The 25,689-nt window shown below is 36.7% G+C and carries 22 protein-coding genes; 4 read left to right on the plus strand and 18 right to left on the minus strand.

The window, feature by feature from the left end:
* The first annotated feature begins 11 nt into the window (after nt 1-11).
* Genes I586_RS10430 through I586_RS10440 form a run of 3 tightly spaced genes read left to right on the plus strand, consistent with a single transcriptional unit; the run spans nt 12 to nt 3,193 of the window.
* Nucleotides 12-1,151, plus strand: a complete 1,140-nt coding sequence (locus I586_RS10430) for a M20/M25/M40 family metallo-hydrolase (RefSeq protein ID WP_010766116.1) — start codon at nt 12-14, stop codon at nt 1,149-1,151.
* Complete coding sequence (locus tag I586_RS10435; protein WP_010766117.1) at nt 1,148-1,993, plus strand: YitT family protein; 846 nt, start codon at nt 1,148-1,150, stop codon at nt 1,991-1,993. The genes I586_RS10430 and I586_RS10435 overlap by 4 nt, the downstream gene beginning before the upstream one ends.
* 30 nt (nt 1,994-2,023) lie before the next feature.
* The gene (locus tag I586_RS10440; protein ID WP_010766118.1) at nt 2,024-3,193 is read left to right on the plus strand and encodes a hypothetical protein; all 1,170 of its coding nucleotides are present in this window, start codon (nt 2,024-2,026) and stop codon (nt 3,191-3,193) included.
* 72 nt (nt 3,194-3,265) lie between these two features.
* Here the strand turns inward: I586_RS10440 and I586_RS10445 are convergent, their stop codons facing one another.
* The 3 genes from I586_RS10445 to I586_RS10455 form a co-directional block, all read right to left on the minus strand.
* Complete coding sequence (locus tag I586_RS10445; protein WP_010766119.1) at nt 3,266-4,522, minus strand: MFS transporter; 1,257 nt, start codon at nt 4,520-4,522, stop codon at nt 3,266-3,268.
* Nucleotides 4,523-4,819: 297 nt separating this feature from the next.
* Entirely contained in the window at nt 4,820-6,151 is a 1,332-nt protein-coding gene (locus tag I586_RS10450) for a dihydrolipoyl dehydrogenase family protein (protein ID WP_010766120.1), read from the minus strand.
* A 105-nt stretch (nt 6,152-6,256) separates the two neighbouring features.
* Nucleotides 6,257-7,693: a glycoside hydrolase family 1 protein gene (locus I586_RS10455; RefSeq protein ID WP_010766121.1), complete on the minus strand. Its 1,437-nt coding sequence runs from the start codon at nt 7,691-7,693 to the stop codon at nt 6,257-6,259.
* A 414-nt stretch (nt 7,694-8,107) separates the two neighbouring features.
* Here I586_RS10455 and I586_RS10460 point away from each other — a divergent pair, with 414 nt between their 5' ends.
* On the plus strand, nt 8,108-8,656 hold the full coding sequence (locus tag I586_RS10460) for a LysM peptidoglycan-binding domain-containing protein (RefSeq protein WP_010766122.1): 549 nt from the start codon (nt 8,108-8,110) through the stop codon (nt 8,654-8,656).
* 110 nt (nt 8,657-8,766) lie between these two features.
* Here the strand turns inward: I586_RS10460 and I586_RS10465 are convergent, their stop codons facing one another.
* The 15 genes from I586_RS10465 to I586_RS10540 all read right to left on the minus strand — a co-directional run bounded on the left by I586_RS10465 (nt 8,767) and on the right by I586_RS10540 (nt 25,666).
* Complete coding sequence (locus tag I586_RS10465) at nt 8,767-10,293, minus strand: bifunctional metallophosphatase/5'-nucleotidase (RefSeq protein WP_010766123.1); 1,527 nt, start codon at nt 10,291-10,293, stop codon at nt 8,767-8,769.
* A 26-nt stretch (nt 10,294-10,319) separates the two neighbouring features.
* Nucleotides 10,320-11,528: a metallophosphoesterase gene (locus I586_RS10470; RefSeq protein ID WP_010766124.1), complete on the minus strand. Its 1,209-nt coding sequence runs from the start codon at nt 11,526-11,528 to the stop codon at nt 10,320-10,322.
* Between the two features lie 17 nt (nt 11,529-11,545).
* The gene (gene phnE / locus I586_RS10475) at nt 11,546-12,325 is read right to left on the minus strand and encodes a phosphonate ABC transporter, permease protein PhnE (protein WP_010766125.1); all 780 of its coding nucleotides are present in this window, start codon (nt 12,323-12,325) and stop codon (nt 11,546-11,548) included.
* On the minus strand, nt 12,325-13,104 hold the full coding sequence (gene phnE, locus I586_RS10480; RefSeq protein WP_010766126.1) for a phosphonate ABC transporter, permease protein PhnE: 780 nt from the start codon (nt 13,102-13,104) through the stop codon (nt 12,325-12,327). The genes phnE (I586_RS10475) and phnE (I586_RS10480) overlap by 1 nt, the downstream gene beginning before the upstream one ends.
* Nucleotides 13,104-13,868, minus strand: coding sequence for a phosphonate ABC transporter ATP-binding protein (gene phnC, locus I586_RS10485; protein ID WP_010766127.1), 765 nt, complete (start codon nt 13,866-13,868; stop codon nt 13,104-13,106). The genes phnE (I586_RS10480) and phnC overlap by 1 nt, the downstream gene beginning before the upstream one ends.
* 83 nt (nt 13,869-13,951) lie before the next feature.
* Nucleotides 13,952-14,890 carry a phosphate/phosphite/phosphonate ABC transporter substrate-binding protein gene (locus I586_RS10490; protein ID WP_034702350.1) on the minus strand — a complete coding sequence of 313 codons (939 nt, stop codon included), beginning with the start codon at nt 14,888-14,890 and terminating at the stop codon, nt 13,952-13,954.
* A gap of 673 nt (nt 14,891-15,563) precedes the next feature.
* Complete coding sequence (locus tag I586_RS10495; protein WP_010766130.1) at nt 15,564-16,571, minus strand: ABC transporter substrate-binding protein; 1,008 nt, start codon at nt 16,569-16,571, stop codon at nt 15,564-15,566.
* Between the two features lie 37 nt (nt 16,572-16,608).
* Nucleotides 16,609-17,373 carry an ABC transporter ATP-binding protein gene (locus I586_RS10500; RefSeq protein WP_010766131.1) on the minus strand — a complete coding sequence of 255 codons (765 nt, stop codon included), beginning with the start codon at nt 17,371-17,373 and terminating at the stop codon, nt 16,609-16,611.
* A 2-nt stretch (nt 17,374-17,375) separates the two neighbouring features.
* Nucleotides 17,376-18,467: a FecCD family ABC transporter permease gene (locus tag I586_RS10505; RefSeq protein WP_010766132.1), complete on the minus strand. Its 1,092-nt coding sequence runs from the start codon at nt 18,465-18,467 to the stop codon at nt 17,376-17,378.
* Nucleotides 18,468-18,495: 28 nt separating this feature from the next.
* Entirely contained in the window at nt 18,496-19,125 is a 630-nt protein-coding gene (locus I586_RS10510; protein WP_010766133.1) for a nitroreductase family protein, read from the minus strand.
* Between the two features lie 281 nt (nt 19,126-19,406).
* Nucleotides 19,407-21,623 (minus strand): beta-glucosidase BglX, encoded by a 2,217-nt coding sequence (bglX, locus tag I586_RS10515; protein WP_010766134.1) that lies wholly within the window; start codon nt 21,621-21,623, stop codon nt 19,407-19,409.
* 2 nt (nt 21,624-21,625) lie between these two features.
* Nucleotides 21,626-22,894 (minus strand): PTS sugar transporter subunit IIC, encoded by a 1,269-nt coding sequence (locus tag I586_RS10520; RefSeq protein WP_010766135.1) that lies wholly within the window; start codon nt 22,892-22,894, stop codon nt 21,626-21,628.
* 113 nt (nt 22,895-23,007) lie between these two features.
* Entirely contained in the window at nt 23,008-23,835 is an 828-nt protein-coding gene (locus tag I586_RS10525; protein ID WP_010766136.1) for an AraC family transcriptional regulator, read from the minus strand.
* A gap of 486 nt (nt 23,836-24,321) precedes the next feature.
* The gene (locus I586_RS10535) at nt 24,322-24,858 is read right to left on the minus strand and encodes an HdeD family acid-resistance protein (RefSeq protein WP_010766137.1); all 537 of its coding nucleotides are present in this window, start codon (nt 24,856-24,858) and stop codon (nt 24,322-24,324) included.
* Nucleotides 24,859-25,045: 187 nt separating this feature from the next.
* Nucleotides 25,046-25,666: a PepSY domain-containing protein gene (locus I586_RS10540; protein WP_010766138.1), complete on the minus strand. Its 621-nt coding sequence runs from the start codon at nt 25,664-25,666 to the stop codon at nt 25,046-25,048.
* Between the last annotated feature and the right edge of the window lie 23 nt (nt 25,667-25,689).

The following is a 25,689-nucleotide window of genomic DNA, read 5'->3' on the forward strand; positions in this document are numbered from 1 at the left end:
GGATGTTTTGTATGAATAGACAAAGATTAGTAGCAACATTTACGGAATTAGTTGAAGTGGCTTCGGTTTCGGGGAAAGAAGGAGACTTTGTTCAACTCTTGAAGAATAAATTAACGACTTTAGGTTTAACAGTCTATGAAGATGATTCAATGAAAACAACTGGGCTTGGCGCTAATAACATCATCGCCAGATACACCGGAAATTTAGAAAAAGAACCCGTCTTCTTCTCTTGCCACGTAGATACGGTTGAGCCTGGTGAAGGGATTGAGGTCATTGAAAAAAATGATATTCTCTATTCCAAAGGTGAAACCATTTTAGGCGCTGATAATAAAGCTGGTATTGCGATTCTTCTAGAAATGGTTGAAACGATCATAGAAAATAATATAGAAACAGGCCCCTTCGAATTCGTTTTTTCTCCTGGTGAAGAAATTGGTTTGATTGGAGCTGCCGCCTTAGATATGTCATTGATCAATTCAACATTTGGTTACGTCCTTGATAATTCTGGACCAGCTGGACATGGAATTATCGCCAGCCCATTCTTATATATGTTTGATATAGACGTAACTGGGAAAGCTGCACACGCTGGCTTAGAACCAGAAAAAGGGATTTCCGCTTTTACAATCCTACAATCAGCTCTGGATGGAATTCCATTTGGCAGATTAGATGAACACACAACGTCAAACATCGGAAAAATTTCAGGTGGTGCAGGAATCAATGTTGTGATGGAGCAATTGAAGCTCCAAGGAGAGGTACGATCGATTTCAGATGAAAAAGCTCGTGATTTTCTTGCTGATTTAAAGCAAGCTTTTATAAAGGCAACTAGTCGCTATGGTGGTGATTTTACTCTTTCAATCGATCAAAAAGCCACTGGGTTTCATTTAGCAAATGATTCAACACCAGTTCAAATCGCAAAAGTAGCTACAACAACAATCGGTCGAAGTTTTGTTTCTGAAATCAGTGGTGGTGGTAGTGATGCTAATATCTTCAATGCCTCTGGCAAACACACATTGAATCTGTCGATTGGCTATGAAGAAATCCACACAGTCAATGAATATATTCCCATTGATGAGATGGTAAAATCCGTTGAATTAGCATTGGCTATTCTAGACCATATGCCAGATAGCTATCTTTCAAGTAGGTCAGTAAAATGACTGCGCTACGTAAAGGTCAAAATATCCTGTTGATCATCTTTGCAGTTCTGCTACTGAGTATCGCGATCAATATGTTTTTAGGGCCTCATCATATTGCAGCAGGCGGTGTGAGCGGCTTGGGTATTTTAGCAGAAGCTGCTTTTTCCATCGATCGATCCATTGTTGTTTTGGTACTAAATTGTGTGATGTTACTTTTAACCATTCTCTTTTTAGGAAAAAAAGTTTTCTTCAATACATTGATTGGTAGTTTACTTTTTCCTTTCTTTTTGGCTATTGTTCCAGAAATCATGGTCACATCCGATCGATTATTGTCTGTCCTTTTTGGTAGCGCCATTTTTGGGATTGGTGTTGCGATTCTTTATAAAATCGGCGCTTCAAGTGGGGGAACAACGATTCCTCCCCTAATTTTGCAAAAGTATTGGCATATCAATACATCCACTGGGTTACTCGTAACAGACGCTTTTATTGTTTTACTAAACGTATTCATTTTTGGGGTTGAGTCATTTCTGTTTGCGATATTATCAATCATCATTACCTCTGTGGTGATGACGTATATTGAAACTGGAGTAAAACGAAGAAAGTCCATTTTGATTTTTAGTCAGGATAAAACGGCTGAAATAAAAGAGGAGTTACTGCAAACTGTCAATCGAGGAATCACCCTTTTCAATGTTACTGGCGGCAAAACACAACAGGAAAATCAAATGCTCATGATCGTCAGTTCAAATAGTGAATATCCTGCTGTAATGCAAGTGATTGATCAAATCGATCCAAGTTCATTTGTAATTGTTTCAAATGTTGCTGAAGTCCACGGTTTAGGATTTACGTATCATCCCATTCAATAAAAATAACTTTTTAAAAAGGAGATCTATAGTATGAATTCTGTGTTAGCGTTTACGATAATTATGTTGGTTTGGACAGTTAGTGATTATATTTCGAAAAAGACAAAGTCGTTACTCTCAACATTATTGATTGCCTCATTGATTTTTTTGATTGGATTTAAAACAAACTTGTTTCCAGAAGATTTATTGCCTAGTTCATCATTATTAGCATTAGGGAGCACTGTAGTCGGTTTTATCCTCGTCCACCTCGGTACAACAATTAGTTTGAACGAATTTAAACAACAATGGCGAACCTTTTTAATTGGCGTCGCCGCAACACTGGGGATCGTTGCAGCTTTATTATTGGTTGGCCCTTTATTTGAAGACCAAAGTTATGCGATTGCAGCAATTGGCGCAATTTCTGGTGGAACAATTTCAATCATTATGGTTCAAGATGCTGCTATAGCCGCTGGGCTATTATCTGTAGCTGTCTTACCTGTTTTGATTTCTGCATTTCAGGGATTGATTGGTTTTCCATTGACCTCATTGATTTTAAGAAAAGAAGCCAATCGACTGCATCAAGAATATCAAGAAAATCCTGCTGCGTTTACCAGCACTGAAAAAATAGAAGAAACAACACCGAAAAAGACGCGTTTACCTGAGCTTTTCCATACAACAGCTGGTACACTTTTTGTTGTTGGTGTTACTGTTTTGTTGGCTACACTCGTTAATAATTTAACAAACGGTATGATCAATACCTTTATTCTTTGCTTGCTGTTCGGGATTGCGTTAAGAGAGTTAAATATCTTTAAACCGAATATACTAAATGGTATTGACGCTTATGGTTTGATGATGCTTGCCATTCTGATTATTATCTTTGGTCCTTTAGCAACGATTTCTATTCATGACTTAATTGACTTGATCTTGCCACTAACGCTTTCATTTTTAGTTGGTGTTACAGGAAATGTGTTATTTGCAGCTATTGCTGGTAAGTTTCTTGGCTACAGTTTATCCATGTCGATTGCGATTGGTCTAACTTCACTGTATGGTTTCCCTGGCACGATGATTTTAAGCCAAGAAGCGGCTAAAAGTATCAATGGAACGCCTGAAGAAATCGCCTTGATCGAAGGTCAGATATTGCCTAAGATGGTTATCGCAGGATTTTCAACCGTTACGATCACTTCCGTTTTTATTACAGGGATTTTAGTCAATTTGATCGGGTAATAGCAAAAACTAAAAAGCAATGGACGTCACTACACTTCGGACGTCCATTGCTTTTTAGTTTGGTTTCATTTATTATTCCACAATTTCTTTTAACTCAACACTGACTTTATCACTCGTCTGACATTCATTCATTACTTTTTTATAACGATAACGGATGATCATTGCCGCAACTACACCTATCGCTGTCAACGCAATGTTTAAACCGAAAATCAATGAGACATTTATCTTTTCCAATTGTCCTGTAATATAAGGGATAACCATCACAGATACTGATGTTGCGATTGAATAATAGCTTGTGATTCGCCCTTTTCCTTTTGAAAACAACTCTAGCAAGACCGCTAGTCCTAACTGCCAAATCCCTCCTGCAGCAAATACACCAATACCGATTGAACCAATCAAAAACATTGGGACACTTGGAAACAGTGTCATACCGATTAGCAAGAATAACGAAACCAATGTACACCAAACAAGTAACAGCGTCGGTGCCACACCTCGTTTTACAATCAATGACGTCAAGAATACTGAAGCAAACGAACCAATACTGTACGCACTAACTAAAACGAGACTGTTTGAATGATTCATAAGATTTAGTGATTCTGCAAAGGTTGGGACCCATAAGATAAAAATATTGAATGTGGATACACACGTAAAACTAAAAATCAATAATGCCAAGCCTTCGACTTTAAATAGTGGCTGTTTACCTTTGACATTCGCTTCTTCTTTCAGGGTTTCTGATTCTTTTTCAACCACTGACTCCCTTTCAGGAAAGCCCAATCTAGATATATAAAGTAAATTAAGGAATAAACCTAACGCACACCCTATAAAAACAAGACCATAATAAATGCCGTGATTTAGCATAAATCTTGTTAACAGCGGTAAAATAAACTGTCCTAAAGAAATAAATGCCTTGTTCAAAACACTAAGCGAACTATTATCTTTTTCGTTTGGATAAGCTTCCATCAAGGTTGGATAGGTACTCGTGTCTAAAAAGGCATTACTGAATCCAGCAAATAACGCGAAAAAGAGACCTTGTAAATAATTTTGACTAATCAAGATACCAATAAAAAAGATCAAATAACTAATGATTCCTAATTGTACGGTTTTCTTGCGGCCAAATTTATCCGAAAAATATCCTGCAAAATACAAAATCAGTACTCGTCCTAACCCAATACCACTGATGACTAAAGTCACTTGTTGTACTGTTGCTTGCCAACTATCCATCAATGCATTGAGATTTTGCGATAAGATGATCGCCGCCATTCCTTGAAAAATAAAATTCGTATATAAAGAGCCTATCAAAGGGGTATAATTTTTTTTCTTTGTGTCCATTGCCATTCTCCTAGCTGTTTAAAATTAACTTTGCTCAACATTTCACTATCTATAGTTTAAGAAGAATCGTCTATAATATCTAATGCTTTATTTTTATACAATCAATAAATTTTATTGATGAATCAGATTTTTACGTACGATTTTCAGCTACCTATAAAGTAATTATTCTATTATTACGTACCCCATATGGCAAGTCAACTATTTTTTTAATAAACCATAAAAATACCGACCTTCAAAAATTAGATTTTTAGTCTAACTTTTTGAGATCGGCTCACGTTCTTTGATCTGTATTTATAGTTAATAAAGATAACTTACATCACTTGAGACGGTTGGATACAACAGAATCAGCTCATTCACTTTATCAGCCATTATTCGTTGATTGATCATCAACGTAAACAAGTTGATTAATTGATCTGCTTCATTCCCTAATACTGTCGCTCCAACGATGATTCCTGTCGCTTTTTCAGTCACAATTTTAGCTTTGACTAACGATTCATTGAGATGTTTATACGTAGACCATTGAGATAAATCTAAACTCTCCACTGCGTATTTCTCATTTTCTTCGGTTTCTTTATCTGTTAATCCAACTTGAGCCAATTTTGGCGAACTAAAAATAATCGTTGGTATAACAGGGTAGTTGATTTTAGCGTTCTCTTTCCCACTCAAAAACTTAGCAAGGTAACTTCCTTCAAAACTAGCGACTGGCGTCAATTTAGGCGTATTCTTGTCTACACAATCTCCTAGTGCATAAATAGTTTCCACATTTGTTTGTAAGTTTTCGTTTACCTTGATTCCTCTATGCGTATAGTCCACACCGATTTCCTCTAAGTTTAAACTTTCAACATTTGGAATACGCCCAGTTGCACAAAATACCCGATCTACTTCTATTGTTTTTTGACTAGTCAACCTGACTTCAAAACGTTGGTCTTCTTTTTTGATTTCCTCAACAGACTCATTAAAATGAAACTGGATTCCACGACTTATAAGATTTCTGATCAACTCTTTTGTCAATGACGCATCAAACCCTTTTAAGGGGTTATCATTATGATGAACTACATGTACCTCACTACCACAGCTGTTCGCAATATTCGCTAATTCAAAAGAAATATAGCCGCCCCCAACGAATACGATTTTTTCAGGTAATTCTTTCATGTTTAAAAACTCAGTACTCGTATCAAAATTGTCTTTTCCTTGAATGGACAAAATCGCTGGTTTCTGTCCTGTGGCGATGATAAATTGATCTGCCTGATAACTCTCCGTACCTACAATGATCGTATGTTTGTCTTTAAATTGAGCAGTTCCTGTAATCGTTTGAATACCAGACTGTTTGAGCCCAGACTTTTGTTCACTCGGTACAGCTTGAGTAAAGGTCTCTTTAAATGCCAATAAATCACGCCAATTTATTTCTGCTGTTGTATCAAATCCGTGACCCTTTAATTGAAGCAGATTATCTCTCGCCTCAACAGCACCATAAAGGATTTTTTTAGGCTCACAACCTCGATTAGGACACGTGCCACCCCAAAGATCTGCTTCTACCACAGCAACCTGTTTTCCTGTAGCAGATAAATCGTATGCTGCCGCCATGCCACCAGGGCCACTACCTATGATGATCAGATCAAATTTCTTCATCGTAACGTCCTCCTTTATTTCTCAACTTTTTCAAAAGCTTACTCAATAATGGATTTTCCTTATTCAATACACGTCAACTATCATAACAAGAATCAGTACTTTCGGCTAAACATTGCTTCCATTTTCTTGAATGATTTTTTGATACCAGTAAAAGCTATCTTTTTTATAGCGATTCAAACTACCATCTTGTTTTTCATCTTGCTCTACATAAACAAAACCATAGCGTTTTTGATACCCATTCAACCAGCTCAACAAATCTGTGTACGACCATGTACAATACCCTAAAACATCCACACCATCTGTTATGGCTTCTCTGATTGCATGTACATGACGATTTAAATAGTCGATACGATAATCATCGTGAATTTCTTTATCATCAGTTAATTTATCATATTCTCCAAGTCCGTTTTCAGTAATCAATACAGGGATTCGATAACGGCTGGTAATTCTTCTAAGTCCGATTCGCAGCCCTTCTGGATCGATTTCCCAATCCCAATTGGTTCTTTCTACAAACGGATTTTCAACTCGTTTGAAAACACCTGGAAGACCAGATTCTTCTGTAGACCCTTTTTCACCTGTCGTATTCATTTTTCCAAGTCCAACACCATCTAGTGGATTAAAGACGACGGTGTTGGTTTGATAATAATTGATTCCTAGAAAATCTGGTTTCCCTGCTGCTAATAGTTCTTCATCGCCAACTTCTATCGTAGGTGCTAGACCTTGCTCATTTAGCATTTTCATCGCTGCAATCGGATATTTCCCAAATAAATAAACATCCATCCAAAAATGCGCATTCAAGTCTTCTGAATCTTCTGCTGCTAACACATTTTTTGGATCACTATCTAACGCATAGTTTGGGCCATAAGCAAAACTTGGACCAATCCCACCTGGCATCCCCATTTCATGGAACTTTTTGATAACAGAAGCATTGGCAAGGTTAGCATAGTGATTGGCTTGATACATGCGTTTTGGATCACTTACTGCCGGCGGATGCGATGCCATCAAATAGCCATGACTGATAAAAATATTTTGTTCATTTAAACTGACCCAATATTTTACTTTTCCACGAAAGGCTTCAAATAAAACGGTCGCATAATTGGTAAAATCTTCAACGATTTTTCTAGATTCCCAACCTTGATATTCGTCTTGAAGTACTTGAGGCAAGTCCCAGTGATACAACGTCAAAACAGGTTCGATTTGATTTTTGATCAGTTCATCGACTAAGTTAATATAAAATTGTAACCCAGCTTGATTGATTTCTCCTCGCCCATTCGGAAAAATCCGCGTCCAAGCTACTGAAAAACGATAAGCTTTCAATCCTTGTTCTTTCATTAAAGCGACATCTTCTTTATAACGATGATAATGATCGACCGCTACATCTCCATTTGTACCTTTGAATGTTTTACCTGGAATACGAACAAATTCATCCCAGACTGAAATACCTTTCCCTGCTTCGTTCCAAGCGCCTTCTACTTGATAGGCCGCAGATGCACTGCCCCATAAAAAATCTTTTGGAAATTGATCTAGTTGTTTATGCTCCATCTTCGTTCCCTCCAGTTTGATTGCACGAACTCGAAATGTATCCTTCACGTTCAAATTCTATGCTTATTTTCTCTTTCTATTATAATCTTAACAAGAGGAATTCTACTAGTATTTACCACAATTATTATTTTACTTCAACATTTGACTTTATAAATAAGTTTCGAAAAAAACAAAAAAATAAACTTATTACAAATATACTCCTAACAACGATACAAATAAATTATTTATTCAAAATAAAAAATATTTTTTCATACTTTATTGTTTTTTTATTTCAATTAATCCTTATTTTATAAAATCAGCCTAACTACCGTTATATATTTTACACTTTGAGAGTACCGCAAGATTATGATATACTAATATTGCTTTGTTTAAGGTATTTATTTAGCTAATCTATTATAAAAGGAGTGAACACATTTGGAAGAAGAATACTCACGGCGAAAACAACAACGTCCAGCAGCAACATCAAAAAAGGCTGTTATAACTGTTATTTTATTATTATTTATAAATACACTTGTATTGGGCCTTTTACTATTTTTAAACGTTCAATCAAACGCCAAACAAGAAGAACATTTAGACACTATCGAAAAACAAATCAATCAACTTGATAATGGCCAAAGAACTAACAATTCGGTAGCAACCACGAATACCACAGAACAAAATGTTCCTGTTCGAGAAAGTGCTACACAAACAAGTACAACCAGCGAATCTACATCTATTGCACAAAGTTCTTCAGATAAAGTTGAATCGACGATTCCCTCTTCATCAGAAGTTGCAGTGCAACAGACTGAGCGCTCAACAGAGCCTTCTACAGCACAGCCTAGCGCAACTACGTATACCGTCCAATCAGGAGATACGCTTTCTGTAATTGCGGAGCGCAACAAATTGTCTCTTCAAGATTTAATGTTGAAAAACAATTTAACAGATTCTACGGTTTATATTGGACAAGTATTATCATTGCAATAAGTCACTATTTTCCCCTACATAATTTAATTATTAGTCTATCCACGTTGATAAAAAAGCGATACAAAACTGATAACAGACAGCTTTGTATCGCTTTTTTAGTGTATGATTTCTTAATTACAAGAGTGGATTATTTTGTAATTTAATTGATGAGGTATCACTATTTCTTTTTTTGATTCAATGTACGTCACAATAGATTCTACGATTTCTTTGGCCCCTTCATTGATCACTTCGCACTCTTTGTATGTGTCAAATCCGCCACCGCCACTTGCTCGATAGTCACTTAACGCAATCGTAAATTCGTCCTCTTCTTGAACTATTTGACCTTTATAATACAGCTCTGTTACTCGTTCTCCCTTGTTCTTACAAAGATCGATCACATAATCAATACCAACATAAAAATCAAAATGATAATGTTCGACTTTAGGATATAAGTAAGTTGGCGAAATGATTATTTCACCCTGCTCATCTAACGCAAAATAATCTGCATTTTTATCTATAACTTGTTTTAACTGCGCGCCATTGATTTTTAATGTAATCAATTGATTGGTATAGGGATACGACGCGATAATATCTCGCATTGTTACATCCTTATGGAATCCTGGTGTTGTATTAGCTAAAGAAACTACTGTAATTTGCGCATTACTTTCTTGTAATTGAACAGCACCGATCAATTCTACAACGGGACTTCCTGTTAACGCCATCTCTAGTTTTTCACTTGCCAAGGCATCTCGATCTAACTTACCGATTGCGCGATCTAACCAGCTTTGAACCTTCATTTCTAATGGTCGTAATTGCTCTAGTAAATCAGATTCTGGTAAATGAGTTGGTCTGCCTATGGATGAAGTTATGTTCATGTTGTTTTGTTCTTTTTCAATGTGAATTTCAAAATAGGTCATTGCATTAGATGTAGGCTGAACAATATAAGTGCCATGTAAAAACTGACCTTCGATCAGTAAATGCTGATGACCTGTCAATAATAAATCAAAATCAAGTTCCTTACAGATTTTGTACCCAACATTTTCACTCGTTTTAGACAAAATTTCTCCTGATTTTACATCTCTTTCAAAACCACCATGATAAATACAAATCGTTAAATCAACTTGAGGTTTAATTTCTGCTAACGCCTGTTTTGCTGCAGCAAACGGGGCATTTACTGTGATATCTTGGATATTCTCAGCTTTTTCCCAAACATTGATATAATCCGTCACCACACCAACAATACCAACTTTTAACCCATTGGCTAAGGTTTTAATTTTCCATGGATATTTACTCTCATTCCCACTCGCATCAAATATATTCTCGCAGACACACGTCGCATCAAGTTCTTCCAAATATCGATACAAATAACTTGTACCATAATTAACATCATGATTTCCTAATGTCACAAAGTCATATCCAGCATGATTTAAAACTTTAGCTTGAGGAAAGCCTTCTTCTGGATGATCCTGACAATAGGTTGCCATAGCCGACCCTTGTAGCATATCACCACCATCAATGATCAATGTGTTTTCATCTTTTTGAAAATTGGGAATGCACTTTAAAAGCCCCATCTCTTTTTCTTGTTTGTCAGCATAGTTTGTTGGAAATAAATAGCCATGGACATCTGATGTATAATAAATTTTTAGTGCTTGTTTCATTTTAGTTCACCCCGCTTTTGATTATGTCATTCTCTTTTCATCCATTTATTTACACTAGCAATATATTCATCGAAAATATTGTAAATATACGTCACTTCCAGACGATAACTTGGGAAAATAGACGTATTAGTTGTTATGCGATAGTCTGGTTGTTTCGGAATTATTTGTTTGTTTTCTACCTGCAATCCTTTAATCAACTTTAGTTCTAAAAATCCTTCTAGTTCAGACGCTGATAGATGATACGTTGAAAGGGTATAAGGCGCCGTAAAACTTTCTAAGAATGCTCGGTTTGTTGTCCCTTTAAGTCTTACAGCATAAAACGTACCTGGGACTTTTTTTCTTAAATAGTGATCAAAATAGCTTAAATCAAGCTCTTCATCTAACCATTTTTCATAGTCAGCTTCCTTGTATATAGAGCTACCTACTACAGGATATTTCTGGGTATCGATCAATTGTGCCTTTTTATTCATTACTTGATGGTCTTGAAATGAAAACGTCAATTCTCCAATATAATTCCCACGATATCCTGGTTGCACAAATGCCGTATTGTTTAATAGGCCTGCATTTACGCGATGTTGGTGACCACATATCACCCCATCAATTCCTGCTACCTCACGAATGATTCGATAGGTTTGGTCTTCCCCTGTATCATACTGAGTCGGCTGCCCAGTGACCATATCGCGTTCAATCCCGCCATGATAGCTAACGACTACGATGTCTACCTGCTCACGTACAATCGGCACCCATTTTTTTAAGCTTTCAACTACATTGATAAACTTCAAGTCTTTAATTTGATCATAATCTGTTATTTGCGGCATCGCACTCGTTATTACACCAATAACACCAACTTTGACTTCACCGCGTTCAATGATGGTATAGGGTTCAAATATCAACTCATCCGAACCATCTAATACATTTGCACAAACATATTTTCCCTGAAAAGCCGCAGCCTGACGTTTCAAAAAGGCAATACCATAATCAAAATCATGATTTCCTGGAACCATGACATCAAATCCAATTTTATTTGCCAGCTCAATCAAAGGAGAAACCTCGAAAGTTGTATTAAAAAAAGTAGCCTGAGGACTACCGACTAAAAAATCACCATTGTCAATCAAAATTGGTTCATGATAATCTTCAGCAATTGCAGAAAGAGAGCAGATTCCGCTCTCTTTTTGTGCAGTCGCTGTCAAAAAACCATGGACGTCTGTTGTACTTAGTATTGTTAATTCATCCATTTTTTTATCCTCACGAATTACTGTAGTTTTTTACGTAGATAACCAGTAACAGCATCAATTAAGAAAACTGTAATGATGATCCCAAATAAAATAATCCCAACTTTATCCCACGCTCTTGATTGAATCGCAAAAATCATAGGTGCACCGATACCACCAGCACCAACTAAACCAAGTGTAGCCGCACTACGAACTGCGATTTCAAAGTGATTTAATGCTAATGATAAAAACGTCGGGATCAATTGTGGTAAACGTGCGTAAAACATCGTTTGCCAAAAATTAGCTCCAACAGCTGTCATTGATTCTACTGGTGCTTCATCCATTGACTCGATTTCTTCTGTATATAACTTGCCTAGCATTCCGATTTGATGAACACCGATTGCCAAGACTCCAGCAAAAGGGCCCGGTCCAACCATTTTTACAAAAATAATGGCATACACAAGCTCTGGAAATGCTCTTAATACATTACATATAAATTTCCCGATTTTAGAAACGATCGTATTTGATTTCCATAGATTATGTGCACTGATAAACGTTAATGGTAATGCCAAGACAGTCGCAATCACTGTTCCTAAAAAAGCAATGCCGATTGTTAACAACAACAAACTTAGTAAATCTTCTCCACTACCATCATAGACATATCCCCAATCTGGTTGGAATAATCCAGAAAGAACAGATTTAACCATATCGAATGACATATTTCCTGCTTCCGAATAATCAATACCTGCTGCTGAATACAGAATGATCGCTAACACAACGATAATTGGCAAATAGCTTTTTAATTTTCGATTTGTGCTCATTATACCAACCTCTTTCTGATAATTTCACTTATCCAGTCGATCGTGATCACTACAACTAGAATAGACAAGATAATAATCGACACACGATCATAACGCATTAAGCTTAACGAAGAATTCAAGATCACACCGATTCCTCCAGCTCCAACATACCCTAAAATCGTAGAAGCTCGAATATTGACTTCAAATGCATACAAAGAATAACTAGCTACTTGATGCGATATTTGCGGAGCAATCGACCAAAATGCAATCTGTGTTTTTGTAGCACCTACAGATTCAGCAGCTTCGATTGGTCCATGATCGATGGTTTCAATGGCTTCATAAACGAGCTGGGAAACCATCCCAAATGTAAATACAGCAATCGTTAAAACCCCAGTAAACTCACCAATCCCAAACATAGCAACAAACAAAGCTGCCAACAACAAATTAGGAATTGTTCGAACAATACTCATTAAAAAACGAATGATTGTTGTTACAAAAAAGTTTCTTGTCACGACTGTTGTTGCTAGAAAAGCGAACGGAACGGCAAAAACTACGCCAAGCGTTGTCCCAACAACCGACATTTTGATTGTCTTTAACATCGGCTCAATGATTTTCGGGATATAACTCCAGTCTGGACTAAGGAAGCGCTGTAAAAAAATCCCCATCTGATCTAGGTTATTAAAAACATCTGCCATCTGTGCTCCTGTTACTTTCGCACTCGAAAATACGCACAAAAGAACCAAAGCCACAATAAATAGATGTTTATATAAATCGCGGTGAATCGTATCTTTTAACTTCATTACGCCACACCTTCAGTTTGTTTCAAAATATCCGCACCATAAATACTGGTCAACACTTCATCTGTCGCCTCCGCAGCTGTTCCGTCAAACACCACTTCACCATCACGCAAACCAATGATACGGCTTGAAAACTCACGAGCTAAATCAACCGAGTGAAGATTGATTACTACTGTATGATTCAATTCCTGATTGATTTTTTTCAAGTCCTTCATGATTTTTTGTGTTGTAATGGGGTCTAGTGAAGCAACTGGTTCATCCGCTAAAATGATTGAAGCTTGTTGCACTAGAGTTCTTGCGATTGACACACGTTGCTGTTGCCCACCACTTAATTCATCACTTCTTGAATGAAGCTTGTCCGCTAAGCCGACACGACCTAACGCATCATTGACTAATGCGTAATCCTCTTTTGAAAAAATTCCGAAAATACTCTTAAATGTTGAATAATAACCTAATCTTCCTGAAATAACATTTTTTTGTACAGAACTTTTTTTCACTAAGTTAAAATGCTGGAAAATCATCCCAATATTTCTGCGAATTCTGCGTAAATCTCTTTTATTGGCTTTCGTGATCGAAACGCCATCAATGGTGATATTGCCTTCACTGATTTCATTTAAACGATTAATCGAACGCAATAACGTACTTTTCCCAGCCCCACTTAATCCGATTACTGAAACAAACTCACCGTCATTGATCGTTAAATTAATATTTTTAAGCCCTTTGACTCCGTTATTATAGGTTTTTGTTACATTTTCAAACTGAATCATGATTTCTCCTTTTTATTCAAATAAATAGAAAAGCTGAACAAATTACGTTCAGCTTTTCAGTCACTCATTAATCTAGCAAAGCTTTATTCTGCTGCTTTTTCTGTATAGTCTTCTACTGTATCGTAATTTTTATCATCAGCTTCTACATAGCCTTTGTGTCCCCACATAGCCATCGCTTCAGCACCTTCTGTATCTTTAGGCATTGCCAAGAAAACGTCTTTGACTTTAGCTTGTAAGTCTTTATCCATTTTCGGTTGAACAGCGATTGCATCATTTGGAATATCTCCTTTTGTCAGATACAACACTTTTAACTCTTTAAATAAATCATCTTTTTCAAATTTTGAAGCAAACACATTACGTGCGCCTTCAAACACAAAACAAGCATCTTGTTGACCATTTAAAACTGCTGTGATTTCACTTGGGATATCATTAACGGTTGTTAACGTAACATCTTTCGTTGGGTCAATCCCTTCTTCTTTCATTTCAACAACTGGATAAATGTATCCACTTGCTGAATTTGGGCTTAAACTAGCAATCTTTTTGCCTTTTAAGTCTTTTAATGAATCGATTCCGCTATCTGCTCTTACAAGAACTTCGCCTTTGAAAGTGCTAGATAATTTATCCGCTTCTGGCTTCCCTGTTTCACGATTATACGCACCTAATTCAGAAGATAAAATCGCTGTTGCAGCTTTTTGATTACGTGCTTGAACATATGCTGATGGGGGCATGATCCCGATATCTACTTTTCCTGATGCCATTGCTTCAACGATCGTTGAATAATCTGTCGCTAGTGTAACATTGACATCACGGCCTAATTTTTCTGATAAATAGTTTGCGAAAGGTTTCGCTTTTGCTTCCATTGAGCCATCGTTGTTGGTTGGGACAAATTGTAATTCTAGTGGTTTCGTATCATCTGAAGCTTTTTTATCACTACCTGACCCACATCCCGTAAGTAACCCTACACTCAAACCAATAACAGACAGCAACCCTAACAATTTCGTTCTCTTTTTCACTTTTTCCATCCCTTCGCATTTCGGCTTTACTAAAACAATTGATTCTTTTCCTGTTCTAGTTATACCTATTGTATTTTAATGGTGTAAATTTATCATAATATCGAAGTAAATATTGTGTAAATTTTCTGAAACCCACTTCTCTATTATTGATGTCAAGCTTCAGTACAAACACTTGATTTTTTTCAGTAAATTCCACTGAATTTCTCATTAAAAATGAATGACTAAGCTAAAATCAGTATAGCATAATTTCGACTTTTTTCTAGACTAGTTTTCATTTTTCACTCATAATTCTTTTTATTAAAAAGGTAAATTAAACCTTTATTCTGTAGGATTCTTAGCCTTCATTACTATTTGTTATTATTCATTTACACTGAACTTCTTGTTATGCTTTAATCTTATGAGATGAGGATGAAAAAGGCAGTGAGCGGCGTCTACTTTATTTCCCAAAATAGTTTAGATAAAAAATCAATAGCAACGGCGCACCCAAACACAGTAATACTAAAACAAGATAAGGATAAAACCATTTCTTATCTTGTTTTATTCCTAAGTAAAATGTTAGAACACTATATACCAATAAACCAAAAAGGTAGATGCTGGTTCCAATACCTAGCAAAATCGAATGATATCTTTCAACTAAAAAAACTGACACATCGCTCTTTCAGCGTTACATCAGTTACTTTGATTATTTTTCAGGATACATCTCGTCCGCTAATTTTTCAATTCCATCTAATGATTGATAACCATAACCAAACATATAATTATAATCAACGGCATAAACCTTTTTATTTTTAACTGCTTTCATACTTGAAAGTTTTGGATTTTTCAGTACAGCATCGATCATTGTGTCTCCTGAAATTCCACCTTTCATCGTGCTCCAATCTGCTACGATCAAGACATCTGGATCAGTTTCGATCAATTTCTCCACACTGACTTCACCTTTTTCGTCTTTAAACACATTGTCCAGTTTCACCATTTTGAAAATATCGTTGAAAAACGTTTCATTATTTGCGGGATAAACGTATAATTCTTCTGGATCTGAAGTGTGCAGATAAGCAAATGTTTGGTCCTCTTTAATTTTAGTCAGCTTTTTATCAACAGTTGCTTGGCGTTCCTTTAGCTCTGATTTAAACGCATCCGCTTTTTCCGTTACGTTGAATACTTTCCCTAAATTGTCGATATCATCGTAAACAGACTCAAATGTGCCCCCTGTGACAGAAGAATTCAAGACAAACGTTTTGATTCCCATATCATTCAGTGTATCAACTGTTCCGACACCCCAATCTTGGTTATCAAATAAACCGCCACGTCCATAGACTAGATCTGGATCAACGCTTAAAGCCATTTCTTTTCCGATATAGTCCGTCGATAAATGATTCAATTCATTAAACTCTTTTTCAACGGCTTTATCTGGTTCGCCAAACACAGCACCGACACCAACGATTTTATCTTTCAATCCTAAATGTAGTAATAATTCTGCAGCTGGCTGCGTATTCGCTAATACTTTTTCTGGAACCTTATCAAACGTTTGCTCTTTCTTTTGCCAGCTTTCTGCACCTTCTGCTTTAGAAAAATTTTGAACCGTTACAGGATATCCTTCGCTTTGATTCTTCTCAGTTGTTTTTTGTTCCTTTTGTCCACATCCTGTGATAAACGCTAAACCTAATAAACTAATAATAAATGCTTTTTTCATTTTTACGCATCCTCTTCTTCTATTTTAACTCTAGTAACTACTCTAATGAATAGGCGAAGCCTAAACGATTCGTTACTGGATTTTTATAAATCGTACAATGAACACCGTAAATCTCTTCGATCAATTGTTCTGTAAATAATTCTTCTGGTTTCCCTTCCGCAATGATCTTACCCGCTTTCATCGCATAAATATAATCACAATAATGTGCCGCCAATTCTAAATCATGGAGAGCTGCCAAAACACCTATTTCAAGGTTTTTCACACAGCTTAATATTTCCAGTTGATAACGAATATCTAAATGATTGGTCGGTTCATCTAAAATCATATAACTGGGTTGTTGAGCAATCGTTCGTGCTAAGATGACACGCTGTTTCTCGCCACCAGATAAAGACAGAAAACTTCGTTCTGCATAACTGACTAAGTTCGTTTTGGCTAAAGCATCCATCACGATATCGATGTCCGCTTGTGTATCTGATTCTAAGAGTTTTTTATGCGGGGTTCTTCCCAGTAAAACCATTTGAAAGACACTTAAATCAAAGTTCAATTCATTGAATTGATTGACCACACCTAATTTTTGCGCCACCTTCTTTTCAGAAACAGCGAGAAGATCTAAATCATCTAAAAAAACACGTCCGGCTTTCGGTTTGATTCCTTTGTAGATTCCTTTAAGCATCGTGGATTTACCACAGCCGTTTGCACCAATGATGCCAACAAATTGCTTTTTTTGTGTTTGAAAAGAAATACTTTTAACGATCGCCTCTTGTCCGATCATGATTTCTAAATCGTTTACCTTTAGTTCCATAGCTAGCCTCCGAAATTGTACCCTTTTTTGACAATGATGTAGATAAACAGTGGTGCTCCGATCACTGATGTGATGATTCCGATCGGCAGCTCAACGTTTGGAATCATGATTCGAGAAAGGACATCTGCCCAAATCATAAACAGCGCACCAGACAATGCCACAATCGGTAGTAATCGTTTATGATCAGAACCAATCAACCCGCGTACGATATGAGGAATAATCAAACCAACAAAGCCAATCATCCCTGAATACGCCACAATCACTCCTGTCAAAAGAGCGGCCAACAATAAATACAACTGACGATATTTTGCCAACGGAACACCTAACGTAATCGCTGCTTCATCTCCTAGCAACATCACGTTTAAAATCCGATGCTGAAACAAAAAGAACCCCGTGATCAATACGACCACAACTGATAATACGCCTAATTTATTCCAACTTGCAGACGCTAAACTTCCCATTGCCCAAAACGTCACCGTCTTCATGCCTTCTGCGTTATTTGCTAGATAAACAATAAAACTTGAAATCGAACTACATAATGCACCAATCACTGAACCAGAGAGAACCAACTTAACAGAGGTCATTCGCCCCCCAATTCCTGATAAAACAAGCACACCAAACGCCGCAGCCATTGCACCGACAAATGCGCCAAATGCCAAGCCAAACTGAGAAAAAATACTTCCTGTCCCAAACCCTACAAGAATCGCAAACGTTGCACCCAGTGAAGCCCCTGAAGAGATCCCTAAAATGTAAGGGTCTGCCAAAGGATTTTGAACGACCGCTTGCATCACAGCACCCGTAATCGCCAAGCCCATCCCAACAAAAACAGCTAAGATCACTCTTGGTGTCCGCACAAACCAAATAATATTTACCGCAGAGTTACTGGTTATTCCATCCAATGAACCTAACCTACCGCCAGAAACTTTTGTTAAAAGAATTTGAACGATATCTTCAATAGAAATATTCGCCTGTCCATTGATCAATGAATAGACGATTGATAAAAAAATAAGTGCTACTAAAAATACTAGGATCAATGGATAGTATTGCTGTGTTTTCGCTTTGATCCTTCCATCATTTGTCTTGATTGCCTGCAAAAAAATACGCCTCCTGTGTACCTGAAACTCACAATTCCTTGTTCTCTTTATTCATTTCTGCTACTTTTTCATTTAAGCCCTTCGTCCACTGTGCTACAGGTTTTCTACGGCTTTTAGGTATTTTTATATTCTCATCTATGAAACTAATATCAAGTAATCCGATAATTTGTCGCTCAGCTGCTACACCACTATTTTGCTTGAATACTTCATCAAAAATCACTGGAATCGTACGCCAAGTCACTCCGATTTTCTGAGCCCACGCTACTAATTGAAAATTTTGAATAAACGCTGATACTGCACTGATTGCTTCCAAGTTCGACTTTTCACTTTCACAAATAGGCGCCGTTACAATCAATGTTACAGGAACATCTAAGAAATAGTCCTCTGTTCTCTTCTTAGCCTTTTCAAGATACTCTTGCTCATAACGTGCCCAGATATCTAATCGATCGTAACTATTCATGATTTCTTTCACAAATACTTGTCGTTCTTGTTCCTCACTGACAATTATCACTTCCCAAGGCTCTTCTTTAGAGTGATAAGGTGCATAGCTGGCACTTTCTAATAGATCATGTATTGTTTCTAGAGAGATCGTTTGATTCGTTAATGTTCGAATCGTTCTACGTTCTCTGACGATTTGCTCAATTGTACTTTTTTCCATCTTATTCCTCCTATTCCCTACTCAATTTATGATAAAAAGAACCTTCCTTTATACTCTCACTTCTCACTGAAAATGAAAATCATTCTCAATTAGAAATTAAGAGTACCATTTCACTATTTTTTTTGCAAGTCTCTTTTTGCTTTTGAATGTAAAAAAAAAGCACCTGACAAAACGAACAATTCGTTTTGTCAAAGGCACTAAATCCGAATAAACGGTGAGAACAATCAGCGGATTCTTTCTTGAAGTGATACGCTTTGTCTCAACTTTTTATACTAACTTACTCATACTAACTCAAATGATTGTTCTTGCGTTTCTTTTACGTTTGCACCGACAAAAACGATAAATTCCCCTGCTTCTGCTTTAAACACCATCTCTTTTGTGTAAAATTTCAAGTCCTCTCTTGTTACTGTAAAGACAACCTCTTTTTCTTCACCAGCAGTAAGTTCGACCTTTTTGAATGCTTTCAACTCTTTGACAGGCCGTACAACTGAGCCGGTCACATCTTGAACATATAGTTGGACTGTTTCAACCGTCGTGCGCTCTGAGCTATTTTTCACTTTGACTGATACTTCAAGTGTTTCTTCCATTTTTTTACTGCTTAATGTCAATCCAGAATAGTCCACTTGACTATAAGATAAGCCATAGCCAAATGAAAATAATGGGTCATTTGGGCTATCTAAATATTTGGAAACAAAACGCCCTTTGTGCGTCGTACTAGTTAATGGACGACCCGTTTTAAACTCACTATAATAAATCGGTAATTGTCCAACGGAGTAAGGAAAACTCATACTTAAACGCCCCGTTGTATTTGTTTGCCCAAAGATAATATCTGCTAACGCATTTCCTCCTTCTGTTCCAGGAAACCACGCTTGGATGATTGCGTCTACTTGTTCGACTTCTTTTGTTAAAACGAGTGGTCTGCCGCTAATGACGATCAAGACTGTTTTTTTATTCCAGACGGTTAATTTTTGTAAAAACTCTTGTTGAATTTTTGGTAAAGTAATTTCTGTGCGACTGCCTGCTTCACCACTTTGCATCGTATGTTCACCTAATGCAAACACGATCGTATCTGCTTGTTTCGCTAGTGCCAAGGCATTCGTAAGTTCTTGTTCTTTTGTTTGGTCATTCAAACCGATTTGCTCAATTTGATCTTTCGTTGCTCCAAATTCACCTAAAAAGGTGTAATCTTCCAACATGTCACAGCCTTGTGTATAAAGTAAATGCTCTGAATCAAGATAATTTTCGAATCCCTTTTTGATCGTCACGACATCTTCCCGTTTTCCATGAACGGCCCATAAACCGATCAGCTCTTGATTATCTCCGTAAGGCCCTACCAGCAGCACTTTCTCCTTGTTTGGCTTCAACGGTAAAATATCATGTTTATTTTGCAGTAATACCATTGATTCAGACGAAACTTTTTTAGCTAATCGCCGTTTTTCTTCTGTTAAAAAGACTTGCTCTTCCTGCTCAGAACTTGCGCCACGATAAGGATCTTCAAATAACCCCAGATCATTTTTTAGTTTCAACACACGATAAACTGATCGATCTACTAAGTCGGCACTGATTTCCCCTGCTTCGATCAACGGTTCTAATTCTTTTGCATAGCATGGTGTTTTCATGTCAATATCGGTTGTCGCTTCAATGGCTAATTTTGCCGCTTCACGGTCGTTCACAGCTACACCATGTGCAATCAGCTCTTGAATAGCAGCATAATCAGATATGATTACCCCGTCAAAGCCCCATTCTTTGCGCAAAATATCTTCTAAAAGGAACTTGTTACCTGTTACAGGCATACCGTCGTACGTGTTAAAAGACGTCATCACTAATTGACAACCAGCGTCAACTGCCGCTTTATATGAAGGGAGATAATCTTGACGTAGTCTACGTTCTGACATATCAACCGTATTATACTCACGACCACCTTCTGCTGCGCCATATGCGGCAAAGTGTTTCACACAAGCCGCAATACCACCGCCATTTAGTAGATCTTTTTGTAATCCTGTGACCATTGCTCTGGCAAAGGCTGAATTTAATACTGGATCTTCCCCAGTAGATTCCAAACATCGACCCCAACGTGCATCACGAACTAGATCCACCATCGGAGCAAACGTCACATGCGCTCCCGCTGCCTTAGATTCTTCCGCTGTCTGTTGATAAGCAAGCTCGATCAACTCTGGATTCCAAGTAGCACCTAATCCTAATGGAATCGGAAAAATCGTACGATAGCCATAAATAATATCCGCCATAAACAGCAATGGAATTTTATGTCTACTTTTCTTTAAATAGCGTTCTTGGATTTCCTTCGTTTTATCCGCTCCGGTGACATTGAGCACTGAACCAACTTGATCAACGATTTTTTGATCGATTCCTAATTTTTTCTGTGGTCCAACCGCTAATTCATCTGCATGGAAAAAGTCCCCTGACAACTGAACAAGTTGTCCGATTTTTTCTTCCCAAGTCAATGAATTGAGTAGTTCTTTTAATTTTTTCTCTTCCATTTTTACACCTCTTCACTTTGTTCGTTTAGGTACGTTTTTTTATCTAACCGTTTGAACCACGGATACCAAAGAATTGGTGACAATACTAGTTGAATCACTAACTGTAAAATAATCACAGAGATGCTGCCTTGAACCGCTGCATGAAATCCGATCGGCAATCCAAAAATGGCTTGTACCCCGACAAATTTTGAAACCAGCCCGATTTTTGTTAAGACATACGCTAAAATCAACCCAATACTATTATTGAAAATAAACGGAATCGCTAAATCAAAATTCAACACTAACGGCATTCCGAAAATCACAGGTTCAGTGATTCCGAACAATGCTGGTACGATGGAAATCTTCCCAACTTCTCGATACTGCTTACTTTTTGCTCGCAACATCAATAGCACTAACCCTAATGCCATACCACCAAACGTAATAATATTAAAAAATGCTAGTCCCACAATATTCGGTGGCACTTGACCAGCCGTTACTGCATTCATATTTTCAACATCCATCGCCATCCACAACGGTGTCACTAAAGGCAAGATCACATTTGTCCCATGAATCCCGAAAAACCAAAGCATTTGTTGGATTAAACTTAAAACAATCATCGCTCCGATCGAACCACCGATTCCTTTTAGCGGCACTTGAATAATGGTGTAAACAAACTGGTGCATATTACCAAATGAAGTCATACTAAACCCAAAATCAATCAAAATAAATAAAATCCCAATCAATACGGTAGGAATCAACGATTCAAACATCCGTGTTACCATTGGTGGCACGCCTTCTGGCATTTTGATCGTCCAGCCTTTCCGTTTGATTGCTATAAATAAGCGACCTACGACTAATCCTACGATCATTGCTGAGAAGACACCTTGCGCACTTAACCAAGTAGTTGGCAATGCTGCAACATCATCAGCCGTTTTATCCAATGGTGTAATCAAAAGAAAACTCATCAATGAAATAATTCCAGCTGCAACATAATCTTCTTTCTCATCTAATTTACGAACCAAATTTATAGCCATCAAAACAGAAATATATAATGCCAGAGAACCAATTGTAAAGGTATTGACTTTCCCTAATAGTGAAATAACTTGTGTAAATCCTTGCAACGTTTTAGACATATTCATAAAAACAACTAATAATACCGCAACCGAACCGATAAATACTGGACCCAACGTTGACATCATTGCACCCGAAATGGCTTGAAGATAAGAATTATTTCCCATCTTATCAAAAAATGGACTTACCTTATCAAAAAAACCGATCAACTTTTTCTTCATGTTTATTTCCCCTCTCAATATCCAGTAAGCGCTTTACTTAATTTTAGTATACTGAGTATTCCCCTTTTTTTCTGTGCGAATTTCGTCTTCAAATCGGAAAAATAATGACTTTTTTATTTGAAATATTTTTGCCGATATTGTTGAGGAGACAAGGTGTAATTTTTTTTAAACACATTGTAGAAGGATTTCACTGAGAGAAAACCATTTGCCATCGCAATATCTAAAACGGTCATATCTGTATCTCGCAATTGATAATAGGCTTTTTCTAAACGAACAGTATTAACGTACTCCGAAAAAGGAATACCCATATACTTTTTGAAAAAACGGGAAAAATAAGCTGGATCATAGTTGAACACTTCCGCCACTTGCTCTAATTTTAATGACTGATTGTAGTTTTCTAGTACATAATCATTCACCTGTTTCAATCGTTCTAAATGTTTCAAACTTTTGATTGTTTTTTTAGTTGCTATAGGAATACTGTACTCTTTTGTCACTAATGCTAAAAAAGCCAACGTCCGACTCTTAACTAGTAAATTCGTTGCCAAATCGTTGAGTTGATACTCTTGAAAAATTTGATTTAGTAACGCTTGCATTCGTTCATCTTTTTTCTTCAAGGGAATTACATTAAATACAAATTGGTCATTATACTGATTTTGCGTCATTTCTTGTAAAAACTTTAGAGGAAACTGCATCACAAAAACTTCATTTGGACGTGGACTTCTCGATGAATGAATAATGTTAGAGTTGATAAATAAAGTATCCCCTGGTTCTAACAAATAAGTTACCTGTGGAAAACGGACTTCTAAGTTTCCTTTTAGACAGTACAATAATTCTGCACTTTCATGCCAATGGGTAGAAATTAACCGATCAGGGTTTCTTGAAGTAAAAGAAAATAGTTTGAATGGATAATCCTTACTTGGTGAAATCATTTCATGTTTCATATTTATTCCTCTTTCCGTTTTAATTGAATGATTAGATTATAAGCCATTTTTCGTTAGAAACCACTTTTTTCATGTTGAGTGCCTTACCATTTAACAAAGAGTGAAATTGAACATTTTCTGTGTTAATTTACGCTTATTTTAGTTAGGAGAACAAGAGAAAAATGAAAAAATTTAGGATTGGACTCATTACTTTATCTATGTTGACGTTGGTTGGCTGTAATCATTCGAATGAGACTAAAAAAATTCTGACAGTGCGAAAGAAGAATAATTTGAAAAAGAAACAAAAAAACGTGAACAAGATGCTGAACAAATCCCGGCTGACAATACTTTTGAAGATTTACAAGCGAATTATGATGAAGGAGTCACTTTAGGTAAAGACGGAATGGAAGAACTTGAAGGACAATTAACTGCTTCTGAAGCGGAATTAAATGCTTTGAAATAATGGAGCAAATAAAAAAGGAGCTGAAAATCAGCTCCTTTTTTTCGTTATTTAATCTTGCGTAATTGGAAGAAAGATACCATTTCTCCAATTCCCATAAAAATAAGAATCCCACCAAACAATTGGAATAGTACTAATAAACTACTAAATGGATTAAACGTCAAAACCAAACCAGCAATAATCAAAATCACGCTGTAAATAAACATCGGCATCCAGCTAACATTGACATATGTCCGTAAATTGACCGATTGAATTGCTCGAGTAACCCCGACGATCACAATCACGAGACCTAAGAAAATTGGTAAAATACTAACGATTCCTTTTGCAAAAACCAAAACGATTCCTGCCATCACAAGTAAAACAATTCCACCTAGAAAACTCATACCGTAAGTCCCTGTTGCTTTTTTGACTTTAAATCCATCATACAAATTTAGTATACCCATAATTGCAATATACGCAGATATAAAATAGACAGCCATTTGGAAAACACTTTTAGGATTGATCACGATCAACAGTCCGAAGATCATATAAACAATTCCTCGCAAAAGTGCATATTTTCTTAATTGTTCCATAACGTTATTCATCATTATCCCTCCATTAACATCTTACTTCGTTTCCTACTTAATTGTATAGAATTTCTTGGAATAAGACGAATGATATGGTCTGATTTCACACTATTTTATAACAGTCCTTTACTTGGATAACGATTATTTCCTCTAAAAAAGCCTATAACTGTTAAGCTATTTCTTTTTTCCATGTTCAAATAACGAACTAGTCATCGATTTCCTTTTCAACTACTTCACCTGTTTGAGCATTGATTTTTACAGAAACTTCATCATTTCCAGAACGTACTTTGACTTCCCAATACGTGATAGACAATTCTCTATCTAAAGACCATTCAAACGCTTCGCCTTGCCCAACACTCTCCTGTGCTATTTTCGAGACTTCCTCTAATGATTTCAATTTTTTTAAATCTAACGCTTCATTTTCTTTTTCTACACCATTTTGATCTTCACGGTCTAGTGTTTCTTCTCGCTCTTTCGTTAATTTCTTATCTGTTGCGTTGATTTTCACTTCATATTCTGTTGTATCATCGACCCCTTGAATCTCATAATAATATGAGCCAAACGAAGTATCTAAATCCAAAGACGTAATCGTTGTATTTGGATATGCCTCTTCATACGCTTTGATCGCCTCATCAACTGTTACCTTTATTTCAGATAATTTAGCTGACTCAGTTACTTTTGTATTCGAATCATTTGTCGTTGACTGATCGAGCTTTTCACTGCTGACCTGACTTTTTTCATTGTTTTCTAGTGACTTGTTATTACTTGTACAACCTGCCAAAATAAATCCTAAACAGACCGTTCCAATAATCAATTTTTTATTCATAGTGCTCATTCCTTTCGATTTTC

This window comes from Enterococcus moraviensis ATCC BAA-383, assembly GCF_000407445.1.
GTDB classification, from domain to species: domain Bacteria; phylum Bacillota; class Bacilli; order Lactobacillales; family Enterococcaceae; genus Enterococcus_L; species Enterococcus_L moraviensis.